The 25,719-nt window shown below is 61.7% G+C and carries 32 protein-coding genes; 11 read left to right on the forward strand and 21 right to left on the reverse strand.

Annotation, left to right across the window (positions count from 1 at the left end):
• The first annotated feature begins 12 nt into the window (after positions 1–12).
• Positions 13–807 carry an alpha/beta hydrolase-fold protein gene (locus B0E51_RS16755; RefSeq protein WP_077446027.1) on the forward strand — a complete coding sequence of 265 codons (795 nt, stop codon included), beginning with the start codon at positions 13–15 and terminating at the stop codon, positions 805–807.
• Positions 808–843: 36 nt separating this feature from the next.
• Here B0E51_RS16755 and B0E51_RS16760 read toward each other — a convergent pair whose 3' ends face one another.
• Positions 844–1,227, reverse strand: coding sequence for a hypothetical protein (locus B0E51_RS16760; RefSeq protein WP_077446028.1), 384 nt, complete (start codon positions 1,225–1,227; stop codon positions 844–846).
• A 115-nt stretch (positions 1,228–1,342) separates the two neighbouring features.
• On the opposite strand from B0E51_RS16760, the gene pncA reads away from it, so the two are divergent.
• Positions 1,343–1,996: a bifunctional nicotinamidase/pyrazinamidase gene (gene pncA / locus B0E51_RS16765; protein WP_077446029.1), complete on the forward strand. Its 654-nt coding sequence runs from the start codon at positions 1,343–1,345 to the stop codon at positions 1,994–1,996.
• Between the two features lie 9 nt (positions 1,997–2,005).
• Here pncA and B0E51_RS16770 read toward each other — a convergent pair whose 3' ends face one another.
• The gene (locus B0E51_RS16770) at positions 2,006–2,491 is read right to left on the reverse strand and encodes a putative toxin-antitoxin system toxin component, PIN family (protein WP_077446030.1); all 486 of its coding nucleotides are present in this window, start codon (positions 2,489–2,491) and stop codon (positions 2,006–2,008) included.
• A gap of 46 nt (positions 2,492–2,537) precedes the next feature.
• The gene (locus tag B0E51_RS16775; protein ID WP_077446031.1) at positions 2,538–2,726 is read right to left on the reverse strand and encodes a CPXCG motif-containing cysteine-rich protein; all 189 of its coding nucleotides are present in this window, start codon (positions 2,724–2,726) and stop codon (positions 2,538–2,540) included.
• Positions 2,727–2,863: 137 nt separating this feature from the next.
• On the opposite strand from B0E51_RS16775, the gene B0E51_RS16780 reads away from it, so the two are divergent.
• On the forward strand, positions 2,864–3,760 hold the full coding sequence (locus B0E51_RS16780; RefSeq protein WP_077446032.1) for an ion channel: 897 nt from the start codon (positions 2,864–2,866) through the stop codon (positions 3,758–3,760).
• Positions 3,761–3,818: 58 nt separating this feature from the next.
• Positions 3,819–4,097, forward strand: coding sequence for a hypothetical protein (locus tag B0E51_RS16785; RefSeq protein ID WP_077446033.1), 279 nt, complete (start codon positions 3,819–3,821; stop codon positions 4,095–4,097).
• Positions 4,098–4,130: 33 nt separating this feature from the next.
• Here the strand turns inward: B0E51_RS16785 and B0E51_RS16790 are convergent, their stop codons facing one another.
• The 4 genes from B0E51_RS16790 to B0E51_RS16805 all read right to left on the reverse strand — a co-directional run bounded on the left by B0E51_RS16790 (position 4,131) and on the right by B0E51_RS16805 (position 6,913).
• A complete protein-coding gene (locus B0E51_RS16790) occupies positions 4,131–5,093 on the reverse strand; it encodes a quinone oxidoreductase (protein ID WP_077446085.1) in 963 nt (320 codons plus the stop codon).
• A gap of 64 nt (positions 5,094–5,157) precedes the next feature.
• A complete protein-coding gene (locus B0E51_RS16795; RefSeq protein WP_077446034.1) occupies positions 5,158–5,871 on the reverse strand; it encodes an HAD family hydrolase in 714 nt (237 codons plus the stop codon).
• Positions 5,872–5,938: 67 nt separating this feature from the next.
• Positions 5,939–6,472, reverse strand: coding sequence for a hypothetical protein (locus B0E51_RS16800; protein ID WP_077446035.1), 534 nt, complete (start codon positions 6,470–6,472; stop codon positions 5,939–5,941).
• A gap of 66 nt (positions 6,473–6,538) precedes the next feature.
• Complete coding sequence (locus B0E51_RS16805; protein ID WP_077446036.1) at positions 6,539–6,913, reverse strand: YciI family protein; 375 nt, start codon at positions 6,911–6,913, stop codon at positions 6,539–6,541.
• Between the two features lie 87 nt (positions 6,914–7,000).
• Here B0E51_RS16805 and tsaA point away from each other — a divergent pair, with 87 nt between their 5' ends.
• Together tsaA and B0E51_RS16815 are read left to right on the forward strand one after the other, a co-directional pair.
• The gene (gene tsaA, locus B0E51_RS16810; RefSeq protein WP_077446037.1) at positions 7,001–7,537 is read left to right on the forward strand and encodes a tRNA (N6-threonylcarbamoyladenosine(37)-N6)-methyltransferase TrmO; all 537 of its coding nucleotides are present in this window, start codon (positions 7,001–7,003) and stop codon (positions 7,535–7,537) included.
• Between the two features lie 333 nt (positions 7,538–7,870).
• Positions 7,871–8,371: an META domain-containing protein gene (locus B0E51_RS16815; RefSeq protein WP_168172666.1), complete on the forward strand. Its 501-nt coding sequence runs from the start codon at positions 7,871–7,873 to the stop codon at positions 8,369–8,371.
• A 152-nt stretch (positions 8,372–8,523) separates the two neighbouring features.
• Here the strand turns inward: B0E51_RS16815 and B0E51_RS16820 are convergent, their stop codons facing one another.
• From B0E51_RS16820 to B0E51_RS16845, 6 genes are all read right to left on the reverse strand, one after another.
• Entirely contained in the window at positions 8,524–9,612 is a 1,089-nt protein-coding gene (locus B0E51_RS16820) for a diguanylate cyclase (RefSeq protein WP_217333118.1), read from the reverse strand.
• A gap of 129 nt (positions 9,613–9,741) precedes the next feature.
• Positions 9,742–10,044 carry a hypothetical protein gene (locus tag B0E51_RS16825; RefSeq protein ID WP_077446040.1) on the reverse strand — a complete coding sequence of 101 codons (303 nt, stop codon included), beginning with the start codon at positions 10,042–10,044 and terminating at the stop codon, positions 9,742–9,744.
• A 94-nt stretch (positions 10,045–10,138) separates the two neighbouring features.
• Positions 10,139–11,482, reverse strand: coding sequence for a M48 family metallopeptidase (locus B0E51_RS16830; RefSeq protein WP_217333119.1), 1,344 nt, complete (start codon positions 11,480–11,482; stop codon positions 10,139–10,141).
• An 89-nt stretch (positions 11,483–11,571) separates the two neighbouring features.
• On the reverse strand, positions 11,572–12,192 hold the full coding sequence (locus B0E51_RS16835; RefSeq protein WP_254424558.1) for a nuclear transport factor 2 family protein: 621 nt from the start codon (positions 12,190–12,192) through the stop codon (positions 11,572–11,574).
• A 13-nt stretch (positions 12,193–12,205) separates the two neighbouring features.
• Positions 12,206–12,586: a hypothetical protein gene (locus B0E51_RS16840; RefSeq protein WP_077446041.1), complete on the reverse strand. Its 381-nt coding sequence runs from the start codon at positions 12,584–12,586 to the stop codon at positions 12,206–12,208.
• 55 nt (positions 12,587–12,641) lie between these two features.
• Positions 12,642–13,799, reverse strand: coding sequence for an acyltransferase (locus B0E51_RS16845; protein ID WP_077446042.1), 1,158 nt, complete (start codon positions 13,797–13,799; stop codon positions 12,642–12,644).
• 126 nt (positions 13,800–13,925) lie between these two features.
• Here B0E51_RS16845 and B0E51_RS16850 point away from each other — a divergent pair, with 126 nt between their 5' ends.
• A complete protein-coding gene (locus tag B0E51_RS16850; RefSeq protein WP_077446043.1) occupies positions 13,926–15,374 on the forward strand; it encodes an Hsp70 family protein in 1,449 nt (482 codons plus the stop codon).
• 38 nt (positions 15,375–15,412) lie between these two features.
• Positions 15,413–15,919: a DUF1223 domain-containing protein gene (locus B0E51_RS16855; RefSeq protein ID WP_077446088.1), complete on the forward strand. Its 507-nt coding sequence runs from the start codon at positions 15,413–15,415 to the stop codon at positions 15,917–15,919.
• Here B0E51_RS16855 and B0E51_RS16860 read toward each other — a convergent pair.
• Positions 15,875–16,846, reverse strand: coding sequence for a hypothetical protein (locus B0E51_RS16860; protein ID WP_077446044.1), 972 nt, complete (start codon positions 16,844–16,846; stop codon positions 15,875–15,877). The two genes, B0E51_RS16855 and B0E51_RS16860, sit on opposite strands and share 45 nt — an antisense overlap.
• Before the next feature lie 72 nt (positions 16,847–16,918).
• Positions 16,919–17,680, reverse strand: coding sequence for a hypothetical protein (locus B0E51_RS16865; RefSeq protein ID WP_254424559.1), 762 nt, complete (start codon positions 17,678–17,680; stop codon positions 16,919–16,921).
• A 750-nt stretch (positions 17,681–18,430) separates the two neighbouring features.
• Between B0E51_RS16865 and B0E51_RS16870 the strand changes: the two genes are divergently transcribed.
• Positions 18,431–19,507, forward strand: a complete 1,077-nt coding sequence (locus B0E51_RS16870; protein ID WP_077446046.1) for a DUF6765 family protein — start codon at positions 18,431–18,433, stop codon at positions 19,505–19,507.
• A 21-nt stretch (positions 19,508–19,528) separates the two neighbouring features.
• Here B0E51_RS16870 and B0E51_RS16875 read toward each other — a convergent pair whose 3' ends face one another.
• The 4 genes from B0E51_RS16875 to B0E51_RS16890 all read right to left on the reverse strand — a co-directional run bounded on the left by B0E51_RS16875 (position 19,529) and on the right by B0E51_RS16890 (position 21,453).
• Entirely contained in the window at positions 19,529–19,750 is a 222-nt protein-coding gene (locus B0E51_RS16875; protein ID WP_077446047.1) for a TonB-dependent receptor, read from the reverse strand.
• A gap of 125 nt (positions 19,751–19,875) precedes the next feature.
• On the reverse strand, positions 19,876–20,079 hold the full coding sequence (locus tag B0E51_RS16880; RefSeq protein WP_077446048.1) for a hypothetical protein: 204 nt from the start codon (positions 20,077–20,079) through the stop codon (positions 19,876–19,878).
• 199 nt (positions 20,080–20,278) lie between these two features.
• Positions 20,279–20,800 (reverse strand): GNAT family N-acetyltransferase, encoded by a 522-nt coding sequence (locus B0E51_RS16885; RefSeq protein ID WP_077446049.1) that lies wholly within the window; start codon positions 20,798–20,800, stop codon positions 20,279–20,281.
• Positions 20,801–20,901: 101 nt separating this feature from the next.
• A complete protein-coding gene (locus B0E51_RS16890) occupies positions 20,902–21,453 on the reverse strand; it encodes a hypothetical protein (protein ID WP_143525973.1) in 552 nt (183 codons plus the stop codon).
• A gap of 6 nt (positions 21,454–21,459) precedes the next feature.
• Between B0E51_RS16890 and B0E51_RS19350 the strand changes: the two genes are divergently transcribed.
• Both B0E51_RS19350 and B0E51_RS16895 read left to right on the forward strand, forming a co-directional pair.
• Entirely contained in the window at positions 21,460–21,876 is a 417-nt protein-coding gene (locus B0E51_RS19350) for a hypothetical protein (protein ID WP_143525974.1), read from the forward strand.
• A complete protein-coding gene (locus tag B0E51_RS16895) occupies positions 21,873–22,922 on the forward strand; it encodes a hypothetical protein (RefSeq protein WP_143525975.1) in 1,050 nt (349 codons plus the stop codon). Before B0E51_RS19350 ends, B0E51_RS16895 begins: the two co-directional genes overlap by 4 nt.
• A 218-nt stretch (positions 22,923–23,140) precedes the next feature.
• Here the strand turns inward: B0E51_RS16895 and B0E51_RS16900 are convergent, their stop codons facing one another.
• Together B0E51_RS16900 and B0E51_RS16905 are read right to left on the reverse strand one after the other, a co-directional pair.
• A complete protein-coding gene (locus B0E51_RS16900) occupies positions 23,141–24,082 on the reverse strand; it encodes a M14 family metallocarboxypeptidase (protein ID WP_077446052.1) in 942 nt (313 codons plus the stop codon).
• Positions 24,083–24,183: 101 nt separating this feature from the next.
• Positions 24,184–25,476, reverse strand: a complete 1,293-nt coding sequence (locus B0E51_RS16905; RefSeq protein WP_217333120.1) for an alkaline phosphatase family protein — start codon at positions 25,474–25,476, stop codon at positions 24,184–24,186.
• Between the last annotated feature and the right edge of the window lie 243 nt (positions 25,477–25,719).

The following is a 25,719-nucleotide window of genomic DNA, read 5'->3' on the forward strand; positions in this document are numbered from 1 at the left end:
AGGAATCCCAGCATGCGCCGACTGATTCTGCTGCTCTGCCTGATGATCGCCAGCGTGGCCTGCCATGCCAGTGAATCGTCACCCTTCGTCGAGCGTGCCGTGAGCCTGCACGGCAGGACCTACCACTACCAGGTATTCGTTCCGGACGGCTGGACGGCCAAACAGAGCTGGCCGGTGGTGCTGTTCCTGCACGGCAGCGGCGAGAGCGGCAGCGACAACCGCAGCCAGCTGAGCCAGGGCCTGCCACCATGGCTCAAGCAGCAGGGCAAGGATTTCCAGGCCGTGGTAGTGATCCCGCAAGCACCGAACGCTGACGGCTGGAATGGCGAGACCGAACAGATGGCGCTCAAGGCGCTGGGCGACAGCATCGCGGCTTATCACGGCGATCGCCAGCGGCTTTACCTCACCGGTCTGTCGATGGGCGGCTACGGCGCATGGCAGATTGCGCTGGACCATCCTGGCATGTTCGCCGCCGCCGCGATCATCTGCGGCGGCATCGGTCATCCCAACGATGGTGACCCGTTGCACGTGCAAGGCATCCCCGCCGATGTCGCCGATCCGTATGCCTGGATTGCCCAGCATATCGGCAAACTGCCGGTGTGGATCTTCAACGGCGCCATCGACGACGTGGTGCCGCCAGCGGAATCGCACCGCATGCATGCCGCGCTGCAGGCACTTGGCGACGATGTTCGCTACACCGAATTCCCCGGTGTCGGTCACGGTTCCTGGCCGATGGCGTATGCCACCAGCGAACTGTGGCCATGGATGTTCTCGCATCGGCTAGCGAAGGCACCTGCGCCACGTTGAAGCCATGCAGCCCAAGCCAGTCGGCATCTGCCTAGGCTATTTACCGAGGTTACCGGAGCGCCCGTTGCGGCTGCACAGTATCCAGCCCACATAGATGCCCAGCGCGATCCCCACCAACTCGCACATCACGCGCAGGCCGATGCTGTCGGGATCGTGCACCTGCGCCAGCTTCACCTTGAGCAGCTGCAGCGACTGCAGTGGTGCGTAGTTGAAATAGATCAGGTCCGACAGATCGCCACTGGCCGTGACTATCGTGGCCAGCAGGAACGACCAACCTATCTGCGGGCCGTAACTCCAGCCATTGCGACGTCCGACCCAGTGGAACACGACGAACAGCAGCAGCCCCGCCAATGCCGAGATCACCCCGGCCTCGATGCCACCGACGAAGCCGTAGCCCATCCAGTCCTGGTTGTAATGCATGGCGCTGCAGTTTCCGTATGTGATTGTCCGAGCATTATGCCTACAGTCGCGTGTACCCAGGCCAATGGCACGGCCGCGCTAGACTCTGGCACCGCCTCCAGTTTGAACCCCAGACATGAGTCATTCCATTTCGCCCCACGCCGCCCTGATCGTTGTCGACGTGCAGCCGGACTTCATGCCAGGTGGCGCACTGGCCTGCCATCAAGGTGATGGGATTGTGCCGGGCATCCACGAACTGCTGCGCTCGCGCGTGTTCCGTCACGTGGTGGCGACGCAGGACTGGCATCCGCGCGGGCATGTCTCGTTCGCCAGTTCGCATCCGGGTCGCATGCCATTCGAGCAGATCGATCTTTACGGCCAGCCGCAGACGCTGTGGCCGGATCACTGCGTGCAGGGTACGACGGGCGCCGAGCTGCATCCGGCCATCGACTGGTCGGCGCTGGATGTGCTGATCCGCAAGGGCAGCGATCCCGGCGTGGATTCCTATACCGGTTTCCGCGAGAACCATGGCGTGGCTGGCGTGCGGCCGCATACCGGTCTGGCCGGCTGGCTGCAGGAACGCGATGTCGACGAAGTGTTCGTGTGTGGTCTGGCGCGCGATGTCTGCGTGCTGTGGACGGCGCAGGACGCACTGGAACTAGGTTTTCGCGCCAGCCTGCTGTGGGATCTCAGCCGCCCGGTGACGCCCGACACGGATGCGGCGACCCGCACCACATTGCTGGCGCAGGGTATCTCGATCACCGAATCGAGTGAGCTGCGGCGGAACTGACGCTTCCGGTCATTCCGGCTCGGGCGCTCCGTAAGATCGTGCCTCGGCAATCGACCACAGCTGCGGCAGCCGGATCGAAAACAGCCCGGCACTGCGGGTACGGCGATCCAGCTTCAACAGTTCCTTGTCCTTGCTGAGCAACCAGCGGGCTCCCGATGCCAGCGCAAGTTCCAGAAACTTCTGGTCATCCGGATCGGCGCAACGTGGCAAGGCAATATCCTCGTCCGCCGTCGCCAGCTCGGGCGGCAGCAGATGGATCATTGCATCGAAAGCCGCGCTGAATACCGGACGTTGCAGGTCGTCGATCGGCAGTTGCGGGTAATGCAGCACCCGGTGCCACTCCTCGCGGCAGTCGTCGCGCGTGACCGCCTGCACTGCCCCACTTTGCATGGCCGCCAGCACATGCGAGCACATGGAATCGCGGAACACGAACAGATCCAGACATACATTGGTATCCAGCACGATACGCGGCAACGTGCGATCGACGCCGGTCATCGCCGCGACACCGGGCCAGCCAGTCGCATGAATGAGACCACTCCGCTCAGGCCTCGTTTTCGGAGGTTGCGCTTACCTGAGGCTCGCCATCCGCTTCGATGCGGATGCTCAGGGTGATCGGCCGGCAGCAAACCTGGCAGTCCTCGATATAGTGCTGATCACCGGCCGAGGCATCGACCAGGATTCCGATGGCTTCGCCGCAATACGGGCAGGCGATATCGAAGGGCGTAAGCATGGGCGCACTACCGGGGCATGGGTAGCGCAGCTTGCCACAGACAGGCGGCGCCGGACGCCGGTGCCGCGCGCGCTACAATCGATCCGCACGCCGCCCAATCCGGGTGGCATCCATCCTTAGCGAAGACACCCAGGCAGATGCTGCACTTCCTGAATCGACCACGGATCATCGACATCGGCGGGCGGCCGTTCGTCAGCCAGGGCCTGTCACGACGCGTCTGGGATGACATCTACCATCGTGCATTGATCGTGAGCTGGCCGGTTTTCTTCGGTCTGGCTGCAGCGGCCTTTCTGCTGCTCAACACCTTCTTTGCCGGGATCTACCAGCTCGGCACGCAACCCATCGCGAACCAGTTTCCGCATGGCTTCGCCGGCGCATTCTTCTTCAGCGTGGAAACCCTTGCCACGGTCGGCTACGGCGACATGCATCCGCAGACCGTCTATGCGCATATCGTGGCCACGGTGGAAATCTTCACCGGCATGGCATGCATTGCGGTGGTCACCGGACTGATTTTTTCACGCTTCTCGCGCCCGCGCGCGAAGATCATCTTCACCAACCATCCGATCGTGCGAATGATCGACGGCAAACAGACCTTGATGGTTCGCGCGGCCAACACCCGGCAAAACGTGATCGCCGAAGCCTCCGCTCAATTGCATCTGCTTCGCCTGGAAACTTCACCGGAGGGTTTCAAGCTGCGCAAGATCTACGACCTGAAGCTGGTACGTGATCGCCATCCGATCTTCATGCTGAGCTGGAGCCTGATGCATGTGATCGACGAGAGCAGCCCGCTCTACGGCGAAACTCCCGAGATCCTGGAGCGTACCGAATCCGCCTTCCTTCTTAGTCTCGAAGGCATCGACGAGACAACCTCGCAGTCCATGCTTGCGCGCCAGCGGTGGAGTCATCAGGACCTGCGCTGGAACCATCGTTACACCGATCTCGTTCACGTCGACGATGCCGGCATCAACATCATCGACTACAGCGTCTTTCACGAAGTGCTGCCGCTGGACGCGGACGAAAGCTCGTCCGGCTGACGCCGCGTCACACTAGTCAGGCGATACACTGTCCCTTCCCTCAAGCGGATATCCACCGATGGCCGAGCGCGAGTTCGACAATTACCTTGCCCGCTCCGGCGCCACGCTCGAGGGTTCGCGCTACACCGCTTACCTCGCGGTGACCCCGCGCAAGAGCGGCTTCCCGATGTACTTCGCGATCTGCGAGAACCGCAGCTTCCGCGACAAGGCGATCGCCGAGACCGCTGCCGCCAAGGCGCTGGCCGACATGTTGGGGCTGGAAGAGGACGGCACGCCGATTTTCCCCGAGGGTTACACCGGTTTCGATGACGACAAGCCAGCCATCGAGCCGGAATGATTGTGGGCCCGGCATGCACCGGGCCACGTCACTTCACAGCGTCAGCAGCACCTTGCCGATCGCCGCGCGGCTTTCCAGATACGCGTGCGCCTTCGCACCTTCGCTGAGCGGAAAACGCGCGGCGATATTCGGCTGCAGCTGGCCGGCGCGGATCTGCGCGAACAACGCCGCCGCCCGTTCGCGCCGGATCGACGCACTGGTCAGCACATTCCACAGATCGCCGCCAGTCAGCGTCAACGAGCGATCCATCAACAGGCGCGGATCGACCGGATCGGGATCACCCGCCGCCATACCGTAGAACACCACCGTACCGCCGATGCGCGCGGCCGCCAAACTGTCGCCCAGCGTGCGGCCGACCGAGTCGTAAACCACATCAGCGCCGCGGCCCGCACTCAGTTGTTTCGTCTGCGCCTGCAACTCGTCGTAATCGCACGCAGCATCTGCGCCTGCCGCCAGCACTGCCGCGCGTTTCGCCGCGCTCGACGCCACGCCCAGCACCGTCGCGCCCAAGGTCTTCAGCATCTGCACCAGCAGCTGACCCACGCCGCCGGCCGCCGCATGTACCACCGCCACATCGCAGCGGCGCACGCGGTAGCTGTCTGTCACCAGATACTGCGCCGTCAAACCCTGCAGCAGGGTCGCTGCAGCGGTATCGAACGTGATGTCGTCCGGCAACGGGATCAGCTTGTCGATATCGACCGCGACCAGCTCGGCATTCGCATACGGCATGTCGGCAAAGCCGACCCGCGTGCCAACTGGAAACAGCGTATCGCCCGTCGCTGCCACCTCGATCACACCCGCGCCCTCGTAGCCAAGAATCCACGGCGCCGTGCCACTCAGGTGATAGTTGCCGTTGCGCCGATAGACGTCCGCGAAATTCAGCCCGACGCTGCGCATGCGCACCAGCACCTGGCCAGGCGTGGGGACAGGATCGGGCTGCTCGCCCCATTGCAATACCTCGGGGCCACCGAACTTTTCAAACAACAAGGCATGCATGGTGTAACGCTCCGAATCCAATGAAACCTGCTGACGGCAACCATGCTCACGCGCAACGCGAGATTCAGGCCGCCCGCTCGCGCAATTGCGCCACTGCTGCAGGAATGGCCGATGGCGCCTCCACCGTGATCACGTGTGGATGATCGTGGCCGAGATCATGCTCCAGCTCATGCGCCCAGGTCACGTGATACGGCAGATGGATGCCCCAGCCGCCGAGCTTCACCACCGGCTCGATATCCGAGCGCAACGAATTGCCGACCATCGCGAACTGCACCGGCTGCAACGCAAAATCAGCCAGCACGCGCCGGTAGGTGTCGGCGTTCTTCTCCGACACGATCTCGACGCGCCGAAACAGTCCAGCCAGCCCTGACTGCGCGACCTTCTTCTCCTGATGGAACAGGTCGCCCTTGGTGATCAGCACCACCGCGTGATGCATTGCCACCGCCTCGACCGCTTCGCGGATACCGGGCAGCAGTTCCACCGGATGCTGCAGCACGTCCTTGCCCAACTCGATCAACCGATGGATATCGGCCGCCGTGATGCGGCCGTCGGTGACCGCAATCGCCGTCTCCACCATCGACAGCGCCATGCCCTTCGCGCCGTAGCCGAACAATTTGAGATTGCGTTGTTCGGTCGCCAGCATGGTGTCGTGCACCTGCTGGTCGGCCAGATCCACATAGCGCCCGACGATCGCAGCGAACTCCTCATTCGCCTGCCGGTAGTAGCCCTCGCTATGCCACAGCGTGTCGTCGCCATCGAAACCGATCAGTTGCAGCATGGGAATCTGTCCAGTCCTTGTTCTCATCGCGGACGGCCGCTGCGCCATCCCTCTCCACATCCATCACTTAGCTCACTTCACTGCCGAGTCGCAGATTGATGCCCAGAGCGGTGGCCAGTTCGCGCAACGGCTCGCCGTCGCGGGTCAGTGTCATCCAGCCGGCATAGGTGTCGCCGTCGGTTTCCCACGCCCACAGCGTGTAGCCGAACTCGGCGAGTCGGTCATACGCGATCGAGAACAGTTCGGCTGCATCCAGGTCATCGAAGAACTCGTCATCGTCCGCATCGCCGTTCCAGTCCACCGACAGGTTCCAGCGCGAGGACAACTCGTCGATCGCCTGCACCAGCGAACGCAGGTCATGCGTGCCCACGATGAAACCCGAGCGCCAGTCGATCACCCGCCCGATGATCTCGATCGGCTCGACCTCGTCGACATCGACGTCAGCCACCGCCTCCCGGTAGTCGTTGAACTGCAGCAGCGCGGTTTCCTCGTCGCCGGGATTGATCAGCAGCAGCAGCTGCCAGACCTTTGCCTCGACGGAGTCCTCATCGACATCGTCGAATTCGCGCTCGGCATCAAAATCGTCGTCGGATGAATTCATGGGTGGATCACCAAGGGCAGGAGTCGCATGGTGGCGCGTCCGCCACCGTGGGGGAAGCGCCAGTCATCACGCGCCCACCCGGCGCCGTACCTCTGCCATGTCGCGTACCGGCCGGATCTCGATCGCGCCGGTGCGCGACCACGGGAACTGCGATGCGATCCGCACCGCCTCGTCCATGCTGTCGGCCTCGATCAGGTTGAAGCCGCCGAGGTATTCCTTGGTCTCGGCGAACGGCCCGTCGACCACGCTGACGCGGTCGTTGCGCACGCGCAACGTCTTGGCGGTGGCCGGCGCCTCCAGTTGCTGCGCATCGTGCAGATGGCCTTGCGCCTGCAATTCGTCCGCATGCATGAAGCAGCCGTGCATCATCGTGTCGAACTCGCCGTCCGGCAGCGCGTCCAGCAAGGTGTCGTCGCAATAGATCATCACCAGGTATTTCATGGCGTCCTCGACAGGGGGAAGGTGGATAAAGCCATGGGAAGGAGTGTGGAGGATGGATAATGCCGCCATCCCGCTACGCTGACCACCATGAACGATAGCTCCAGTGCGCTCTCCTGCCATCCGATCGCGTTCGTGCGCTCGCCATATGCGCGGCGCATCGACGCGCCGCACCAGCCCACCGTGGTGGAAGGCACCGAGACCGGCGCGGTGGCCGAGGCGATCATCGAGTTCACGGCGGATTTTCCGGCGGCGGCGTTTCGCGACCTGGCCGGGTTCGAGCGGATCTGGCTGGTGTTCGTGTTCCATCGCAGCGAAGGCTGGAAGGCCGAGGTGCGGCCTCCACGCGGCGGCGGCAAGCGCAGCGTGCTGGCGACGCGCTCGCCGCACCGGCCGAACGCGATCGGCCTGTCCGCGGTCGAGCTGATTGCCGTAGAGGGGCATGCGTTGCGCGTGCGCGGCATGGACCTGCTCGACGGCACGCCGATCCTCGACATCAAACCGTACGTACCCTACGCCGATGCCTTCCCGGATTCGCGCGCCGGCTGGATCGATACCGTCGACGCGACACAGGGGCTGCACTCTGCACCAGGGCCGCGGCGCCCACGTTCCACGCCACGCGACTGACCGTCAACACCCCGGCACTGAACGTGACTTCGGAACGACCCGTCCGGCAACGGGAGTGGCATGCATGGTCATCTTGCCGGGCATCTTGTCATACGCCGATAACCCGACCGGTCGATGATGCGGATTCCACCATCTCAACTACTGAGACACGCTCCCGCTAATTTGCCTCCACCGCGACGGAACCCTCCGGCGACGGCTCCCGACTTCCTGGCAGTGGTCGGTTCAAACCTCTTGCCGCGTCAGGCACATGCCCGGCGCGGCTTTTTTGTGCACGCCATCATCAAACCCTGTTCACGCCATACGTTGTTCAATCAGCGCTGGAGGAAACACGCCATGAGAATCCACCTGCTGTTGTTCCCGCTCGCTCTCGCCGCCTGCACGACGGTTCCGGTGCCGCCTGCACATGCAGCCACGCCCATCGCGGACAGTTCGGACGCATCGACATGGCCGGCCACCCTCGCGCGCTATCACTGGCAGTTGCATGATGCCGTCGACAGCCACGGCAATCGCCTCGATGCGCTGTTCGGCCTGCCGGACCGGCCGCTGCAACTCGATTTCGCCGATGGCCGGGTCAGGGTGCGCAACGCCTGCAACGGCATGGGCGGCAGTTTCCTCATCGTCGAGGGCCATCTCGTAGTCACGCCCATGATGCATACCATGATGGCCTGCCACGACCAGACGCTGATGCAGCGTGAGACCACGATCGGCAACCTGCTGCAAGGCAAGCCAACCCTGATCCTGTCCACCGAAGGCAATGCGCCATCGCTCACGCTGGCATCGGATGACGGTCACACCCTGACGTTCACCGGCAGCCCCATGACCGAGACGCATTAGGCCAGCACAACCACACCGGCTGACTGTCTTGTGCTGCGGCGTTGCATGGTTGCCGCACAACCCTTCGCACGCACAGCACCGCGAGCCAACCGCGAATTGGCTTGGCGCAGGTATGCGCGGTCAGCGCGAACGCAGCAGCACGACGTGATGCCTCATGCGCACTCTTTCCGCAGCTCGGCCCCACTGGCCATGCGGTTGCGGCCTGCGTGCTTGGCACGATAGAGCGCGCGATCGGCAGCCTCGCTCCATTCGCGCAGGCTGCGGCCGGCATCGCTGGCCGCAGCCAGACCCAGGCTGATCGAACAGCGCAGTTCGGGCACGTGCGACAAGCCGAGCGTCTCCACGCCGTGGCGCAGGCGCTCCGCCACCACTTCGGCAGCACGCAACGAACCGGGCATCACGATGGCGAACTCGTCGCCACCGAGGCGACCGGCACGGGCGTCGGGACCGATGTGCCGATGGATCAGTTCGGCCAGGCGGCGCAACACGTCATCGCCCACGGCGTGACCATGACGGTCGTTGATGGTCTTGAACAGATCCACGTCCACCAGCATCAGGGTGGCCGGCCGGCCGTCGGTGTGCCAGGCCTGCAACAGCCGCCCGGCTTCGTCCTGCCAGTGGCGGCGGTTGGCCAGGCCGGTCAGCCCATCCACACGGCTCAGTTCATCCAGCCGGCGATTCCGCCCCTGCACCATGCGCACCAGCTGGTAACTGCCAAGGCTCACCGCGAGGGTATGGATCACCAGCAACGGCAGGCAGGCGAGCATCACGGCCAGGCTGGTTTCGTAATGGGTGACGAAATGCGTCAGCATGCCGCCGAACAACACACCCAGCACCATGCCCGGCAGCGAACGCAGCCACAGCGCACGCACGCCGGTATTGATCTTGTCGGCGGTAACCACGGTGAGCAGCAGCACCGAGGGCAACACGTTGAAGTGCATCAAGGGCACCCATAGCCCGGCGATCAGCGAATCCATCATCAGACTGCGCAGCTCGGTCTGAAACGGTGTCGCACTGCGCCGGGCCAGCAGATAGGCCAGATGCGGCCAGATCAGGCAGGTGAAGACCAGCAGCGTCACTGACCATGGAGTCGCGCCGTTTTCGCGCAGCACCATCGCAATCGGCAAACCCGCCACTCCCATGCCGAGCGCACGAAAGCGATATACCCGCCGCGGCAACAGCTCCTGGCCCAACCGTTGCGCGTCGCGCAAGCGAGGCAAGTCGCCGTAGAGTTCAAACACTTCTGACATGATCCTGCCCTGTCGCTGCCCTGATTCCCGCACAGGCAAGCAAGATCTGAGCCGTACCAGGCCGATCACCAAACTGATGGTGCGTATCCAGACAATGGAACTCCGGTCTGGCAGCCTTCGCTACGACCGGTTGCCTAGGCCGATCACATAGACCAGGTAGCCGACGGTCGCCACGAGCGGAAACGCATACCACCAGTAGCCTGTACTGCTGCCGCCATGCCAGTACAGATACAAAACGATCGCCGCGCTCACGATGCTGGTGGCAGGAAGCACGTATATCAAAGCGTTGAGGGCCGCCGACTCCAGCTTGCCGAGTGCCGGTCCTGCGCCCAGGCTGCTGGCGGAAACGATCACGAGCATGAACTGGAAGCCGGCCAGCATCAGCTGGCCCAGCGTCCCGAGGGTGACCCATCCGGATGTCATGACTGCACTCCTTCCATTGAATGAATCCGGCAGAGGCCGCCGGCGCATGGGCTGACGGAGTGCCTGAGCCACTCCGTCAGCCCATGCCGTCAGCTCAGCGCGCGCCTGCCGGCGCGATCGATTCTTCCTGTCTGATATCCGCATCATCGACATGCTCGGCCTTCCAGATCATGGCGCGGTGGATGCGGTTCCAGCCGCTGGGGTGATCGTAAAACACGAACTCCTCGATCGGTCCAGGCCGCATCTTGCGATACTCGGACAGCTGCACGGCAGCCCGCGCGAAACCATCCGGCTGGCGCGCCGCATTCAAGCCGAACGCATCGGCCTCGGCCTCCGTCGTGCGGGTAAGCGTGTTGTTCACCGGCGTCATGAAGAACATGAAGATCGAGAACAGCGCCCCGATCAATGGCAGGCCGGCCACATCGCCCACGCCGCGGATGCCCCAGCGCGTACCCCAGCGACGTTCGGTCCAGGCAAACCCCCAGCGCACGAAGGCAAAGCCGAGCACGATGATGATGCTGAAGAACGCGAGGCCCTTGTAGACGTGATTGAGCACGTAGTGACCCATTTCGTGGCCCAGCACACCCTTGATTTCCGCCGGGGTACTGCGATTCATCAGATTGTCGTTGAGGCTGATGCGGGTCGTGCCGAACATGCCGCTGACATTGGCGCTGATGCGCTTGCTCTGGCGCGAGGCATCGAACCAGTACACATCGGTGGCGGGAATGCCGTTGGCGCGTGCCATCGACAGGATCTGCCCCTTCAGCGGACTGGCCGGCAGCGACTTGTAGGTGTTGAACAGCGGCGCGATGTATACCGGTGCGATGGTGCCGACAAAGATGGAGAACACGATGGCGACCCCCGCACCCCACAGCCACCAGGTACGCGTGGCCTTGCGGATCACCGCGTAGATGATCACCAGCGCCACGGTGCCCAGAATCAGGCCGACGACCAGCGCCGTGATCTGCTCGCCCAGCCATTGCCCGAAATTCTGGTTGGACAGGCCGTACTGGTGTTCGCGCACGAAGTTCTCGTAGATGCTCCACGGCAACGACAGCAGGCTCGTCAGCAGGATGTATTGCACCGCATAGATGGCGGTCTGCAGCCAGCGGAAACGCGTGATGCGCTCGGCGAAATCGCGCATGCGCGCGGACAGCCGCGTACCCAGCAACAGCCACGCCACACCCAGCGCCACCAGCAGATCCCACAGGATCAGCCAGTAGCCACCCTCGAAATACGCATCGGACTTCGCCCGCGCCTGCGGCGACAGCTCCGCCATGTAGGCATTGGTGGCGGCATCCACATCGAAATGCGTCGTGCTGGCCGCTGCGGTCGATGCACTGACAGCCGGTGCAGTGTCAGCTGCCGGCGCAGCCCACGCCCGCGTCGCGCCCAGCGTCATGACGACCATCAGCAGGATGGCAAAAACGTATTTCATGGACGACTCCCCTCGTTTGAAGAGTCTCCAACGTAACCGAAGCCATGCGTCTCCACCACCTGACTGCCGACACCCCGACCATACCCTTGTCATTTGTTCGGGCGATGGCCGTAGCTGAGTACCCGCGTGATCTGCCACTTGTCACCCTGCTGGTGCCACACGATGACAAAGTCGGCCATGCCATCACAGTTACCGGTACTGAATTGGCAGAAACGATGCACGCCCTGCTCGATGGCACCGAAATTCTTGATCGGGAAAACCTTCAGGCTGCCCGGAACCAGCTCGCGACGAAAATGGCCGCACACGTTTTTCGCGGTGTTGGCGATCATCGCCTGGCGTGTCCAGGTCACGCCTCCTTCGTCATGGTAGAACTCGACATCGGGTGCGAAATAGCTGGCATGCAACTGCAGCTGTTGCGGCGAACTGCAGTGGTTGAAAGCATCGAATACGGCCGTGTCGAGCGCCGATATCCTGTCGAACAGAACACCTTCTGGTGATGGCGCAACAGGTGGCGAACCCGAAGCAGCTGCCATGGAAAACCCGAGTGCCATCAGTACGGGAATGACGACCATCGAAGCAACGAACCTGTTCATATCCATCTCCGGGCGGGCGCGATGGCCAGCATTTGAACGAAGGAAAGTACCTCTGCCAAAAGTGCAGTTCGACCTGCTGCTTGCTTCCGGGCATGACCGGTGAAGGTTCACCTTCACCGGTACGCATGCCTCAGCGGGACGCGCCCAGCAATCCCACGCGATATCCGGCGGAACGCAGCTTCGCGGTCGCCTTGGCGTTCAGGACCAGCAGTACGATCAGACTCACCAGCGGCACGAACATCAGCACGATCAGGATGACTCGCGACGCCATCGAAAACCCGAGGCCGGAGCACAGGCGATAGGTGCCCACCAGCCCCATGAGCAGTGCGCCCAGGGCAACGAGCAAACCCACCGGGCCCATATAAGCCCTGATGGCGGCCGCCGCAAAGTAGGTGAGGATCGCGTAGATGATCAACTTCTGCGCACTGGCCACCTCGTCGATGCCAGCCTCATCCACCATCGGTGCCGAAACATCGGCCTTCGGCGCCTCATACGGATTGTAGCTATTCATTCCCTGTTCCCCTGTCTTGTTTGCGATCCATCCGCCGGTTGTCCGGCGTGCAGGATCAATGGAGTGATTCCACTGTCTTTGTCACGCACGCATGCCGGCTGCGCTCAAGGCTTCCCCTGTCCGCCGCTGCCCTGCGGGTTTCCCGACGCTCACGCAGACGCAGGAACGGGCGTTCGACAAGATAATGCAGCGCAGCGCCCAGCAGGAGCACCGCCAGTACATAGATCGCGAAGGCGAGCGCAGCATGCCCCCGCAACGACACGCCAAATGTTGTCTGCACAACATGGAAGGCGATCTTGTGACTGAGATACAGGCTGTACGAAATGGCGGCAAGCCAGCCTGCGCCCGGTACTCGCCAACGGCCGATCAGGCTCCGGCGATCCGCACCGGCAAACACTATCAGCCCGAAGCCGAACGACAGCAACGGCCAGCCGAGCGCATTCGCGAGCAGGCCCGTGCGATCTCGGAACAAGCAGAACGCAAGGCATGACACGGCCATGCCACCGAACAGCAAGGTGTTCGAGCGCCCCTGCAGCTGCTCCCAGACCCGCGGCCGGCAAACCCTTAACGCGGCCAGCATGACGCCCATCAGCAAGCCATCCAGCCGCATCCAGGTCGGGTAGTAGATGTCTTCGATGTACCAGTTGCGCGGCGGATCGATCGCCGCATCGTGCAGCCAGACTGCACTGCGCAGGGCGATGCCGAGCACCACCACGCCGGCGCACACGCTGACGAATTTCACGGTCGATGGTCGACGCATCAGCCACCACGCCAGCAGCGGAAAGGCCAGGTAGAAATGCTCTTCCACGCACAGCGACCACGCGTGCGAGAAAGCCTGGTTGCGACCGTAATCGATCAGCAGGTTCAGCGTGAACGTGGCGAACTGCCACCACGGCTGCAATCCCGGCGCTTCCCGCAGTGTCGGGAAGAACACATACAACGCCAGCACCACCACAAACGCTGGCAGGATGCGCCAGGCGCGACGCGCGTAAAACCCGCCGAACGACAGCGGCTCGCCACGCTGCAACGGTCGCAACACCTGCGTGCCGATCAGGAGGCCGCTGAGCACGAAAAAAATATCCACACCCGCCCAGCCATAGCGCGAGAGCCACGCAAAGTCCGGACCGAGGCCGCCGACGATATACGAGTGGAACAGCATCACCCAGGCGATGGCGATGGCGCGGAGCAGATCGAGACCGGGCAGACGATTCATGGACATCCTGTCGAGGAGCTGGCGGAAACAAGTGTAGCCCGGCTCCTGTTGCTCACGGTGCCAGCTAGGCCATCGCCGGCGCAGCCGTCATACTGTCGGGCTGGCATACCGCGACAACGTGAACCCATGCATATCGGCATCGACTTCGGCACCAGCTATTCCGCTGCTGCCGCCATCATCGACGGCGAACTGAGCCTGGTGCGCTTCGGCGACGCCGAGCAGTTCCGCACGGCCGTGTTTTTCCCCGAGCTGGTGCCGGACCCCAACGATTTTGCACTGACTCCCGCGCTGGAAGCGCAACTGGAGACCCAACTGCGCCTGGCGCGAACCCAGCAGCGCCAGCAGGCCACAGCGGCCGCTGCACGCGGGCAGATGCCGGTGTCGCGCAGCGAAGATGAGCTGCGCCGCGAAGCGTTGCGCGTAGTGCGTCGGCAGTGGATGGAGGAACAGACCCGCGCCGCCACCGCCTCGGTCGCCAGTTTCCAGCACGCGCTGTTCGGCGAGGAAGCGGTGGAAGGCTATCTGGAAAGCGGCGGCGGCAATCTGATCGAGTCGCCCAAGTCGATGTTCGGCTATCGGCTCGACCCGCAGGTGCGCAAGGTGATCGTGCATATCGCCACGCATATCCTCGAGCACATCCGCCTAACCGCCAGCCGCCAGTTCGGTGCACCGGTGCGTGGTGCCGTGATTGGACGGCCGGTGGAATTCCGCAGCTCGATGGGTGCGCAGGGATCGGCGCAGGCGATCGAAATTCTGCGCGAAGCGGCCGCCGTGGCCGGCTTCGACCACGTGACGTTTCTGGAAGAACCGGCCGCGGCCGCGATGCATTATCACCAGAGCCTGCAACAACGGCAGTACGCACTGATCGTCGACATCGGCGGCGGCACCACTGATGTGGCGCACGCCCGACTCGGCGGTGGCGAAGCCGCACACATCGCACGCAGCTGGGGCCTGCCCAAGGGCGGCACCGACCTCGACGTGAGCGTCAGCCTGCACAGCTTCATGCCGCAGCTTGGCAAGGATCAGATCAGCATGCCGGCACACCGCTACGTGGATGCGGCCAGCGTGCACAACCTGCCCAAGCAGCGCGAGTTCCGCCAGCAGAACTACCGCCTCATCGACGAACCCTTCGGCTCGCGCCTGCGCGCCCTGCAGGAACCCGGCGCCACCACCCGCCTCAACCAGGCGGCCGAGCGCAGCAAGATCACCCTGAGTACCTCGCCACGCCATCGCGCCGAACTGGACTTCATCGAGCATGGCCTCGCGGTCGAACTCGGCAGCGAGGATTTCCACACCGCCATCGCCTCGTTTCTGGGCCAGATCGAACGTACCCTGGCGACCGTGCGCAATGACCTCGACCAGCTCCCCGCCAGCGTCTTCCTCACCGGCGGTACCTCGCGCTCACCGCAGGTCAAGGCACACGTGCAAGCCTGTTTCCCGGAGATCCCGCTGGTGCAGGGCGACCCTTCATTGGGCGTAGTCTCAGGGCTGGCCGTGGCGGCGAGCGAGGCCGATCGCCAAGGTAACTTTCCCCAAGCCATGACGAAGAACAAGGATATCGACACACTGCTTTGACTTGCGCTGCTTATGGTGTCGACTGGAGAGCTATCGTCATGATGCACCGTCCACTTTTGAAACTCCTGCTCGGCGCCCTGTCGCTGCTTGCCTGCTGCGAGCTCGGCTACGCGCAGGAACCGCCCGCGCCGGTCCGCCTCGTGGTGGTCGAGCTTTTCCAGAGCCAGGGCTGTTCGTCCTGTCCGCCGGCCGAGGCCAACCTCAATGCGATCGCGGGGCAGCCGGACATCCTCGCGCTGTCCTACGGCGTCACCTACTGGGACAGCCCTGGATGGAAGGATACGTTCGCCACCAGGGCCTACACGGACAGACAATGGGCGTATGCGAAATATCGCAGGCGCAACAACGCGTGGACGTCACAAGCCTATGTGAACGGTCACGCCGACCTGGCGAGCTCCGACCGTGAGAAGCTCGATCAGGCCATCGCCGATGCAACCTCGCAAGGGCCGCAACTTGTCTTAGCGGAAAGGCCAACTCGTGGTCAGTGCCGAAAACCGCGCTCACTCCAAACTCTTCGTCATGCTCTGCTGGGGCTCCGTGTGTAAGTCGCCCATCGCGTCACCTGTGCCTGTGCAATCGGCCGGCGATGCCATGGCATCCACCCGCACGGGAACAGACATCAGTGAGCCTCGGAGCGATCTGAGCAGGACGCGGCCACAATGCTCGCTCAAAAGTTGCCCGCGCTCCATCCTCTCCGCGCTACCCTCCATGTACCTGATAGTTTTATAGACAAGGTCACCACTGGTAGTCGATGCATCGGAAAACGCGATATCCAGTGAGGTTGCAAGTAAGTGAGCGCTTTCATCCTTCAGCGCCGCACCCTGATTAGCCGTCCAGACTGCCGCCAGATTCGGACCCACCTGCGCATCGGCGATAACCCGGATGGTATTGCTGTACGCCGCTTTCTTCGACTCCCCGGGGGCGTAAATCGTGACCATGTTATCCAGAACGATGGTGCTTTGATCCTGGGTCATCGAAAAGACAGCCGTACTAAGTACCAGCCAGATGTCGTCATGCTTTTTGCCAGCCTCCACGAGCTGTTTGGCAGCGCCCGCCGTGGTGAACGATAGGCCACTCTGCATGAGCTCCCTGTAGTTGAAGTCGGCAAGTACGGCCAAGTAGGGATCTAGAACTTTATCGGCGGCGGCCTGAATTTTCTCCTTCTGCGCATTCCGGCCGGACTTCATCAGCGCCGCGTGCGTGGCCACTGCCACCAGCATGCCAATAGCATTTGGAGCCGGATAGAGCATGGCAGATTGCCGCATTCCAGCGCTGTTGAAATCTGCGACACCCCGATAAATCACCTTGCCCTCCGTTGGCAATTGGAGTGCCCAGTTCAAGTTCGCTGGCGCAGGCATATGCGTAGCCGCAACGGCTTGCGTTGCACCCGCGACTGTATTCCATGGTGTAGTCAAACCCACGACGACGGCACCCGCCAGCACACCAACAAAGCACAGTAAAAGACGTTTCATTCCTTGAACTTCCGGTGATGTGTACAAGCGGAATTCCGGGGGCGTCGAAAATTTTTCAACGTCCTTGCCAGATCAGCCGCTGAATGGCTTGAGCAGGTTGTCTTTACTTGTTTCCAGCGCCTGGAAGTACGCATTGGTAAGCCCCGGGTAATTCGGTGGTTCATCCCACTGCCCGTCGGCACTGATTTGGATATTCAACGGCAAATACCATTCGTAGGTGTTGTTGCTCAAACTGACCTCATAACCAAGGCCCGCGACCACACCTTTGGGCTCGCCGCTAGGGACGTACGCAGAGTAAGGGCGTTCAAAGCCGACTTCGTTGATATCGATGACGATCAGGTGCTCGATATTGTATTTATTTCGAAACGAGGAAAAGTCCTTCTTCGCGACATCGTCACCCTTGACCTTGGCATCGGGTAACTTGGCCACATTGATGTCTTCGTTGATGACGATCGCGTCGACACCCCTTTTGCGTAAGAGCTCCACCAGATCGCTTTTCAGTTTCGGTAGGCCTTCCTCTGGCAGCGAGTGCGAATAGGTGGTCAGCTTCGAGTTGGCCATGGAGGCGGCCGCAATGCACAGCAGACAGCTTGCACCCGGCAGATGGGTGTCTACCTTGGGCAATGTAGTCATTGCCACTCCAACTTTCCCCGCCCGCGCGTCAAGTGTCTGCGTCGAAAGCGCGATGGAGCGCTGCGGCGCAGATACACATCCGCTTAGAACAGCGGCCATAACGGATATTACGAGTCCAAAACGTATTTGCATTCCTTGTCCCCTGGTTTGTTGGCCCATCATCGAAAAGACGGTTTTCACGGAAAGCGACTGAGAAGTCATTCAGCGCAATCCAGGCAGTGCAACGCGCCGCCGCTAAACGCGAGCAATCGCTTTTAGCGGACTAAGTCCGCGTCGCTGATGAATCCGACCCTCTACCTTCGGTAGTAGGTATGAATATCGAAGGCCATCTGCGACTGGCACGCTCAGGCTCAAAGCCACTGCGGCGGCGATGTGATGAAAAATCATGATTTCCCCTTGTGTCGTAAAAAAATAACATGGCGATAACTGCGCCGTCCATAACCACGCAGGATGCATCTTGCTGGGTAAAATCGGCTTGACCGCAAGAAGGAGAAGAACGGGATGACGGGTCGTTCGCTACGCTACAACCAGCGTGTCATGTCACAGTAAATGTGTCGCGCAGATGCTGGTTGCTCAAGAGGCAGTCAAACGCTTTCAGTGGGCGCGCATCGTTCAATATCTGGCCACGCGCAGGCGATATTTACTAGCGTCAACCGGCACCCAGTCAGTAACGCCTCGACCAAACGAAGAAGCATGCGCGAGCGCGTTTCATGCATAGGATCCAATGAACGACTAAGACACTTCTGCAATACTCGACTGGCGCGCATGGTCAGCATGCCCTCGTATGGTGAGGTTGCATCGAATACTTCGCCATGCGTACAGTTTCATCCGCTCGAAGCCGTTGTAGGGTGTGGATCCAGCAACGGGAACATGTGGAGATCTCTGGCTCGGATCAGGTTATCCAAGCCGAACTATCTTGCTCTCGTAGAATCAGGTCCGGATGATGACTCGATGAACATCGACTTTCACTACGGCGTGATCTACGTGTTGGCCCGGCTCGCCGGACTGGAAAAGCCACAGGCTGAAACAGTGGCGCATGCCTGCCAGTACGTGGACGACGCGACGGTATCTGGCGTACTCAAGTTCGAGGGTGGTGAAAGCTACGAGCGCTTTGCCAGCGCGCACAAGATGTTCGATTACATGAACATCAACAACACCAGTGACAAGCGCATCTGGGCCCCATTCCACTTCCTGCCCGCCGGCGAGGGCAACACGCTGGAAGAGAAATCCATCTGCAAACCCGACAGCGCCGTCGCGCGCGACATGGTGGCCCACACCATCGAGAACCGGAACGCAGAGAACGCACTGCATCGGCTGGGCATCACCCTGCATGTCTACGTCGACACCTGGGCGCACCAGAACTTCAGTGGAACGATCAGCGACCACAATGTAGTCAAGTCATTGACCAGCGACGACTACTCGCACGAAACCTGGACAGGCAAGCTGAAGCAGCTCCTGGATGGCATCGTGCATACGGCCCAGACAGACTTCCTCGATCACGTGGTGAAGCTCGGCCATGGCGCCGCACTGCACTTCCCTGACCTGCCATGGGCGAAGTGGGAATACGAAAACGGCCACGGCCTCAAGTTCAAGCGCGACAACCTGCTTATCTTCATGGAGGCTGCCGACATGGCGTATCGCGCCATCAAGGGCTTTCGTAGCGGCAACGCCGAATACGCCAAGGAGGATGGACTGTCGCCGGATGTCAGAGTCGCACTGACATCCCTACTCGGATCCAATCGCCTTGACGATCCCGACGAACGGTTGCATGTGCTGACGACGGCAATGGCGAACGGCAGCATCCCCGGCTTTGCGGAAAATATTCCGGCCTACCTCTCCAAGGGGCCGGGCTCCTGGAAGGATGCCGCTACCGGCATCACCGATGCGGACAAGGATGGCGACACCCGACCGGTCTGGTCCGAGCAATTCGAACAATCCGACTACCGGAAATTCCATGACGCGATCAAGGAACACCGGTTCATCGTGACTCAGCTCATCCTGCCCATGCACGGGGTGCGGCTCGCTTGACGAGAGATCCCTGCTTGGACATCAGGTGGCCTGCGTCCAGGTCGACTCGATGTCGAGCTTGACCGCATCATCGACGCTTGCCGTATCAACGCCAAGCATGTCGTGGACGCAGCCATGCCGCATGCCAGCGTAGTCACCGTTGTGGCGGAAGGTCGCCGACCAATGCACACGTCCAGCACTCGCCGGGTGGTAATCACCTTCGTAGGTACATCCATTGCTGGTCTTGCCGGAGACATTGGCCATGACTGAAAACTCTTGGCGTAATCGCCTTGGCAGCATAGGCCTTTGCCGAGGCAATAGCGCCTGCCCCGCAAACGGCGCTCCGAACCTTGGTTTCGATCGGCGTGGCCACGCGGCGTCGAACGATATCAACCGTTGGCGAGTGGGCAGGCCGCAGCATCGGCGGGCAAGCTGCAGCTCGCCGGCGCGACCAGAGCGACAGCAGCCGTCTTGCTCGTGCTGGCCAGCTGCACCGAGGTCGGTGTGGTTTTCAGCATGGCGCCCATGACCAGTGCGCAAACGCCGAAGCAGGCAACGAACAGTGCAGCCAGGATCAGTGATTCGAATTTCATGACGTGTCTCCGTGATTGGCAAAGTGCCCTGTGCTGTCTATGTAGCAACCGCCATGCCAACCCATTAGCACGCCATAAATCATTGATTTTTCTTAGAAGATCGGGACATGAACTGTTTCGCTTGGCTGTCCGCGGACAGCCGGCAACGCGATGCCGGACAAGCGGACAGACGATGCCGTGCGTCCGTGGAAATGAAACATCAGCCGACGTCGATCTTTCCCAGTGCCGTGTTGCCCGCAGCGACATCGAGCGCCTGCATCGAAACGGTCTTGCTGACCCCATCGAGCTGCCGGCGACCCACCTCGCAGAACCCCAGCCGGGTGTGGAATCGTTCGGATGCGAGGTTGGCTGGCTCGATATCGAACTCGCAAGTGATCAATGGCACGCCATCACGCAATGCCAGCGCATACACCTCGCGGTAAAGCCGACTCCCGGCGCCGCGTGCTTGCGTATCCTCGGCAACCACGATGCGATCCACATATAGAAATCGCGCATACCGTTGCGAAAACCACCGGTAGTTCGGACTGTCGTAGTCGGCCCCTTCGCGGAACACCAGCAGGAACGCCTCGATCCGGCCGTCCTGCTCGATCACGCGATGCAGTGCCGCCCGGGCATGCAGCCGTGCCAGACGTGCGCCGTCGAGCGGACTAAGCACGGCCACAAAAGCCTCGTTGAGATCGAGGATCGCAGGGAAGTCGGCTGGCGTGGCATCTCGAAGCATCGGGTGAACATTCTGGAATCGGACGAGAGGCGAGTGTGTACGGGATTCGCAGAAAGTGCACCCTGACCTTTGCTTTTCTCCGATCCGGCAGTCGCTCGCAACTATATGGCTCGCAGCTTGTCCAGCTCACTGGCCGCCCGCCCCACATCCTTGTGCAGACGTTTATAGGTTCCTCGAAGAGCCGGCTTGAGATGCGTGAGCGTCTCGGCCATCGGCAGCTCCAGCAGCGTCGCGAAAATCGCATGCATGTGCAGGATCTCTGGCTCGGACAGATAACCCTGCCACTGCGCTCGCCAGCCCATCGTCTGCCCGTCGGAGTGCTGCGCAAAATGAAACCGCGAATTGGCGAGAAAGAGACCGAAACCGAGGAACACAGCCGCCAGATCGGTGGCTGGTTCCCATACATCCCAGCCGCCCGGTGGTGGTTCGGGGAAGCTCGCCGTGCGGTAGTGGGCCAGCTCATGCGCGAACGTGGCGATCAATGACATCGGCTCGCTGATTTTGTCTGGATGGTAGGTGATCAGCGCCCCCTCCTCGGTGGCCCGAAAGGTTCCACCCGGCGAAGACGGCGTGCCCTGAATCAGCAACGTCGGAGCGACCAGCGGGTTGGGATCGTCTTCCTGCACGTGCAGCGTGCACGGCCAGTCCGCCATGCCGGCATGTGCGCGTACCTGCGCGAAGATCGTCTCGGCAAACGCGTGACCCTGCGCACCCTGTCGCTCGAAAAACTGCGGCGTCGGCTGGACCAGGCGGCGATGCCTGAACGCATCGAAGCCACCGGCATGCCTGAGCAACCATGCAAAAACGTCAAACTGCCACTCGGTGAGTTCGTCACCCAGCAAAGTCCCTCTGCGGAACAGTCCGAACATGCCCCCTCCAATCGCAAGACGACGAGTAGCCAGCTTAAATCAAGCCGGCAGTATCGTGCTTCGACGAAATCACCAACACCGCGTAACTTTCTCCGCATCCCGACGAATGAACACAGTACCGACGCCATCCCGGTCGGCTGGATGTACTGCACGACGACTCTCACCGGTCGTCATTCCGAATCGTTACCGTCGAGGATACGCACATGAAAAGAACAGTCCGTGGCATGGGTTTGCTTTCGCTGATGATTGCCGGCGCCGTGGCTGCCCAGGGCACTTCACCATCAAGGGACGGTCAGGCACTGATCGTGACCGCATCGAATACGACGCACAACCAGCTGATGATCTACAGCATGGCAGGTACCTTGCTCGAACAGCTTCCCACCGGTGGTGCGGGAGGCGTCAGTGGCAACGCCGGCGGCATCGCGCAGAATAGCGAACGGCTCGCCGTGGTCAATTTCGGTTCGGGCAACGTGTCGATATTCGGCAAGGACCCTGCTCACACCAGCCTGCGCTACGAGAAGCTCGTTCCGGCCCTCACCAATCCCGTCAGCGTCGCGTTCGGCAACGACCACTTGTACATCCTGACCGCGTCGTACATCGAATCGCACCGGATCAATCGCTACGGCGTGGAATCGACCGCCGATGGCGAAGCGAAGCTGGTCATCGGCGATGGTTCCGCCGCGCAAGTGGGAGCGCTGCGGGGTCAACTGGTCATCAGCGAGAAAAGCAATGCGATCGAAACGGTCAGCCTGGATGGACAAGGTGCGGTGATCGGCTCGACCACGCAGGTTGCCAACATCCCCGCCAACGTCAATGCGCCGTTCGGCCTGGCCACGCGCGGCAATGACGCCTATGTGACGATTGCCCACGCCAACGAGATCAGCCTGGTGCGAAACAACGCAGTGCTGACCGTGACCGGTTCGGGTACCCAATCCGCACCGTGCTGGGTCACGCTGGACGGGCCCTTCCTGTTCTCCTCGAATTCACCGAGCAAGTCGGTGTCGCGCTATGCCGTCTACGGCGAAAAAATCATCCAGGACGCGGCGGTGGTTGCAAGCTTCAATGGCAACCCGACCGACATCACTTACCGCAAGGATCTTGCCGCCGTGATCGACGCCAACGGCAGCGTCTCGCATGTCTCCATTTTCAACGTCGACGAGGATGGCAGCTTTACCCTGAAAGGGCTGACGACCATCAACAGCACCACAACCAACGGCATCGCCATCGTGCGTGCGGATCACGATAGCTATTAGGCGTACGGCAAGAAAAGCAGGGGCGGACTGCCTGCCGCCCCCTTTGCTTGATTTTCGCGTGGATGCCTGTCGTCGGGACTTGAGCGAGCCGGTGTAGGCCGCCATTGCAACCATATCCCCGAGCGCGGAGTACGCGACCTCCTGCTGCAGCGGCAATGATTTTAAATAATCATTGCCGTTCCTTCGCTTTGGTGGCCAGCTCACGCGCCCATGCTTCTCTACCGCTCGATGGCAGCCCCTGCACGCTGCGTCAAGGCGAAATCGATCGCCGCGCACACCGCCGCCACCTGCGCGGCGTTGCATTGTTCGGCTGTGGCGCGGGGGCTGTCAGGATAAACCTCGGTGGTGGTCTTGTAGGGTGCGCTGGTGATGCCGGCGCAGAGACCAAGCTGCTTGAGCGGATACTCGATGACACCCGGTGCGACCACGGGCGAACCGATGATTTCGCCATGGCGATCGGCCGGGGCAATGTGGGTGACCTTTGCCACCGCTGCGATTACCGCCTTCTGGAACTCAGGCTGCGGATGCTCGCTGTCGTCGACCAGATAGAAACCGTCGGGGATTTCACCCGGTTCGTAAGCGACGCCATCGCGGGCGGCCAGCGCCGGGCGAAACTCGGTCTCATCGCTATTAGTGGTTTCATGCAGATCGATATGCACCAGCACACGATCGCGGAACGGCGCCACCAGGCGCATGAGTGCCGCCGACTCCTGCGCCGGGCTGTTCTCACGAAACGAACGGTTCGGGTCGAGCGCATCCGCGTTCCAGCGATGAATCCGCTCGTAGGCCCAGGGGCTTACGCATGGTGCAACGATCAGGTTGGCCCGACCTGCATAGCTTGCTGCATGCTGATCGACGAACTGCAATGCGCCATGTACACCGCTGGTTTCATAACCATGCACGCCGCCCGTCACCAGCACGATGGGCAGTTCATCGCGCCAATCGCGGCTCTTGATCGCGAACAGTGGATAGCTCTTGGAATGGTAATTCAGGCTGCCGTACTCCGACACGTCGAAGCGTGCGCGCAAGGTCTCGATCACACTCAGCACATCTGCTGCGTAGCCGCGCTTGACGGTCTGCTGCGATCGCCATGTCGCCACTTCCGCTTCGCCCCAGGGACGTCCGGGTGTGCCGATGGGATAGGAGTCTAGGGTCGTCATCGCGTTACTCGCTTCGTTGTGGCATCAGGAGAGGCGAAACACTTTAGCATCGGTTGATATGTCGGCAGCCGCGACGCGTCTGCCCTCCAAAGCCATAAGCTTCACTGGCGTGGGACCTGCCTTTCGGCCACGCGACCAGGTGATTTCAGAATGTCCGTCGGCGGCTTGCCCTGGATCGTACCGAGGGAAATGTGCAGAAGCTGCGCGATCGTTGGTGCGATGTCGACATTGAGGAAGGCCGGGATTTCACCCTTGGGCCGTATGCCGAAGCCCGCCGCAATGAAGATGCCCTGCATGAGGGGATCCGAGTTGGGGTAGCCGTGGTCGCCGAGCTCCTTGGTCGGTGTCACATAGTCGCCGGTGTCGCCTTGACGGAAAGCGTAGCCGTCGGCTGCGTAGAGCAACAGATCAGGTGCCTGATCGCTCTGCGTAGGCGTCGGCCAGCCTAGCTTCGCTGCCTCGGTAGGAGCCAGTACCGAGCGGATGCCGGGCTTCCCCGCGAACAGCGATTTCAACTGCCTGGTCGAAGCCTCCGTGGCGTGCTGCTGGAAGACCAGGGCGAAACCTCCGTCAACAATGCAATAGCTGGGCTGGTTCGCCGAGGCGGCCTGCAGGCCAGCCTGCTTGAGCAGGACATTAGGGTGCAAGAGCTGGTGCACGCTTCGCTGACCGTGGTCGGAGACGATGATGAAGGTGGTGCGGTCGAAGTCACCGGCGGCGCGCACCGCGTCGATCACATCCTTTACGCGATCATCGAGGAAGGCAATCGTGTTGCGCCCCGAGTCGTTACCGAAACCCGTCTCGTGCTCGATGCTGTCTAGCGCCAGCAGATGCAGCAACAGCAGGTCGGGGTGATGCTTCTGGATGATGTCGATCGCCGCGCGGGTATACATGCGATCACGCCAGGCCTGGGATGGCGCGCCGAAATGCACGAGCTGATCATGGGTGATGATGCCCTGCCGCACGAGATCCTGTTCGATGACACCGTCGGGATCGGGGCGCTCGGCGAATTGCCAGTCGATGCTCGGTGTGTCTTCGATGGCGACCCAGTCCACCTGCGCCGTGGTGAGACCCGCCTGGTGCGCGGCGTCGTACACGGTAGGGACGGCGACCAGCCGCGACTTCGGTACCCACATCTCGATCCTGGGTGGCGTAGCGGCACGCTGATTGACGATGAGTCCGTTGACCAGCAGGTGATGCAGGCCCGCGTCGTCACCGGTGATCATGGCGGTGTGGTTTGGCCAGGTGATGGTGGGATTGATCGACTGCATGGCAGCCGCATAGGCGCCACGCTGCATCAACGCCTGCAGCGTCGGCGCAGGCAGCTCCGGCTCATGCAGACTGGCGGCACCGAAGGCGTCCAGACTGATCACCACGACCTTCGGTCTCTGCACGGCGGGCACCACCTGTGCGTAAAGCGGAAGCGAGACGTTGCCTGTGAAGAGCATCGCCGTGGCAACGACGTTTCGAAGCAAACTGGAGCTTGAGCACATCATGCGATCCCTTCGATAGAGAAAAGGTGCCTGTCGGAACACCGTATCACTCAATCACGTTACGCTCGCCGATCGTCCCACTCGTTAGGGATAGTCTGAATAACTCGTCATTCCAGCGAGAGCTGGAATCTAGCGTCTTCAGTG

This window comes from Rhodanobacter sp. C05 (assembly GCF_002001165.1).
In the GTDB taxonomy this organism is placed as follows: Bacteria; Pseudomonadota; Gammaproteobacteria; order Xanthomonadales; family Rhodanobacteraceae; genus Rhodanobacter.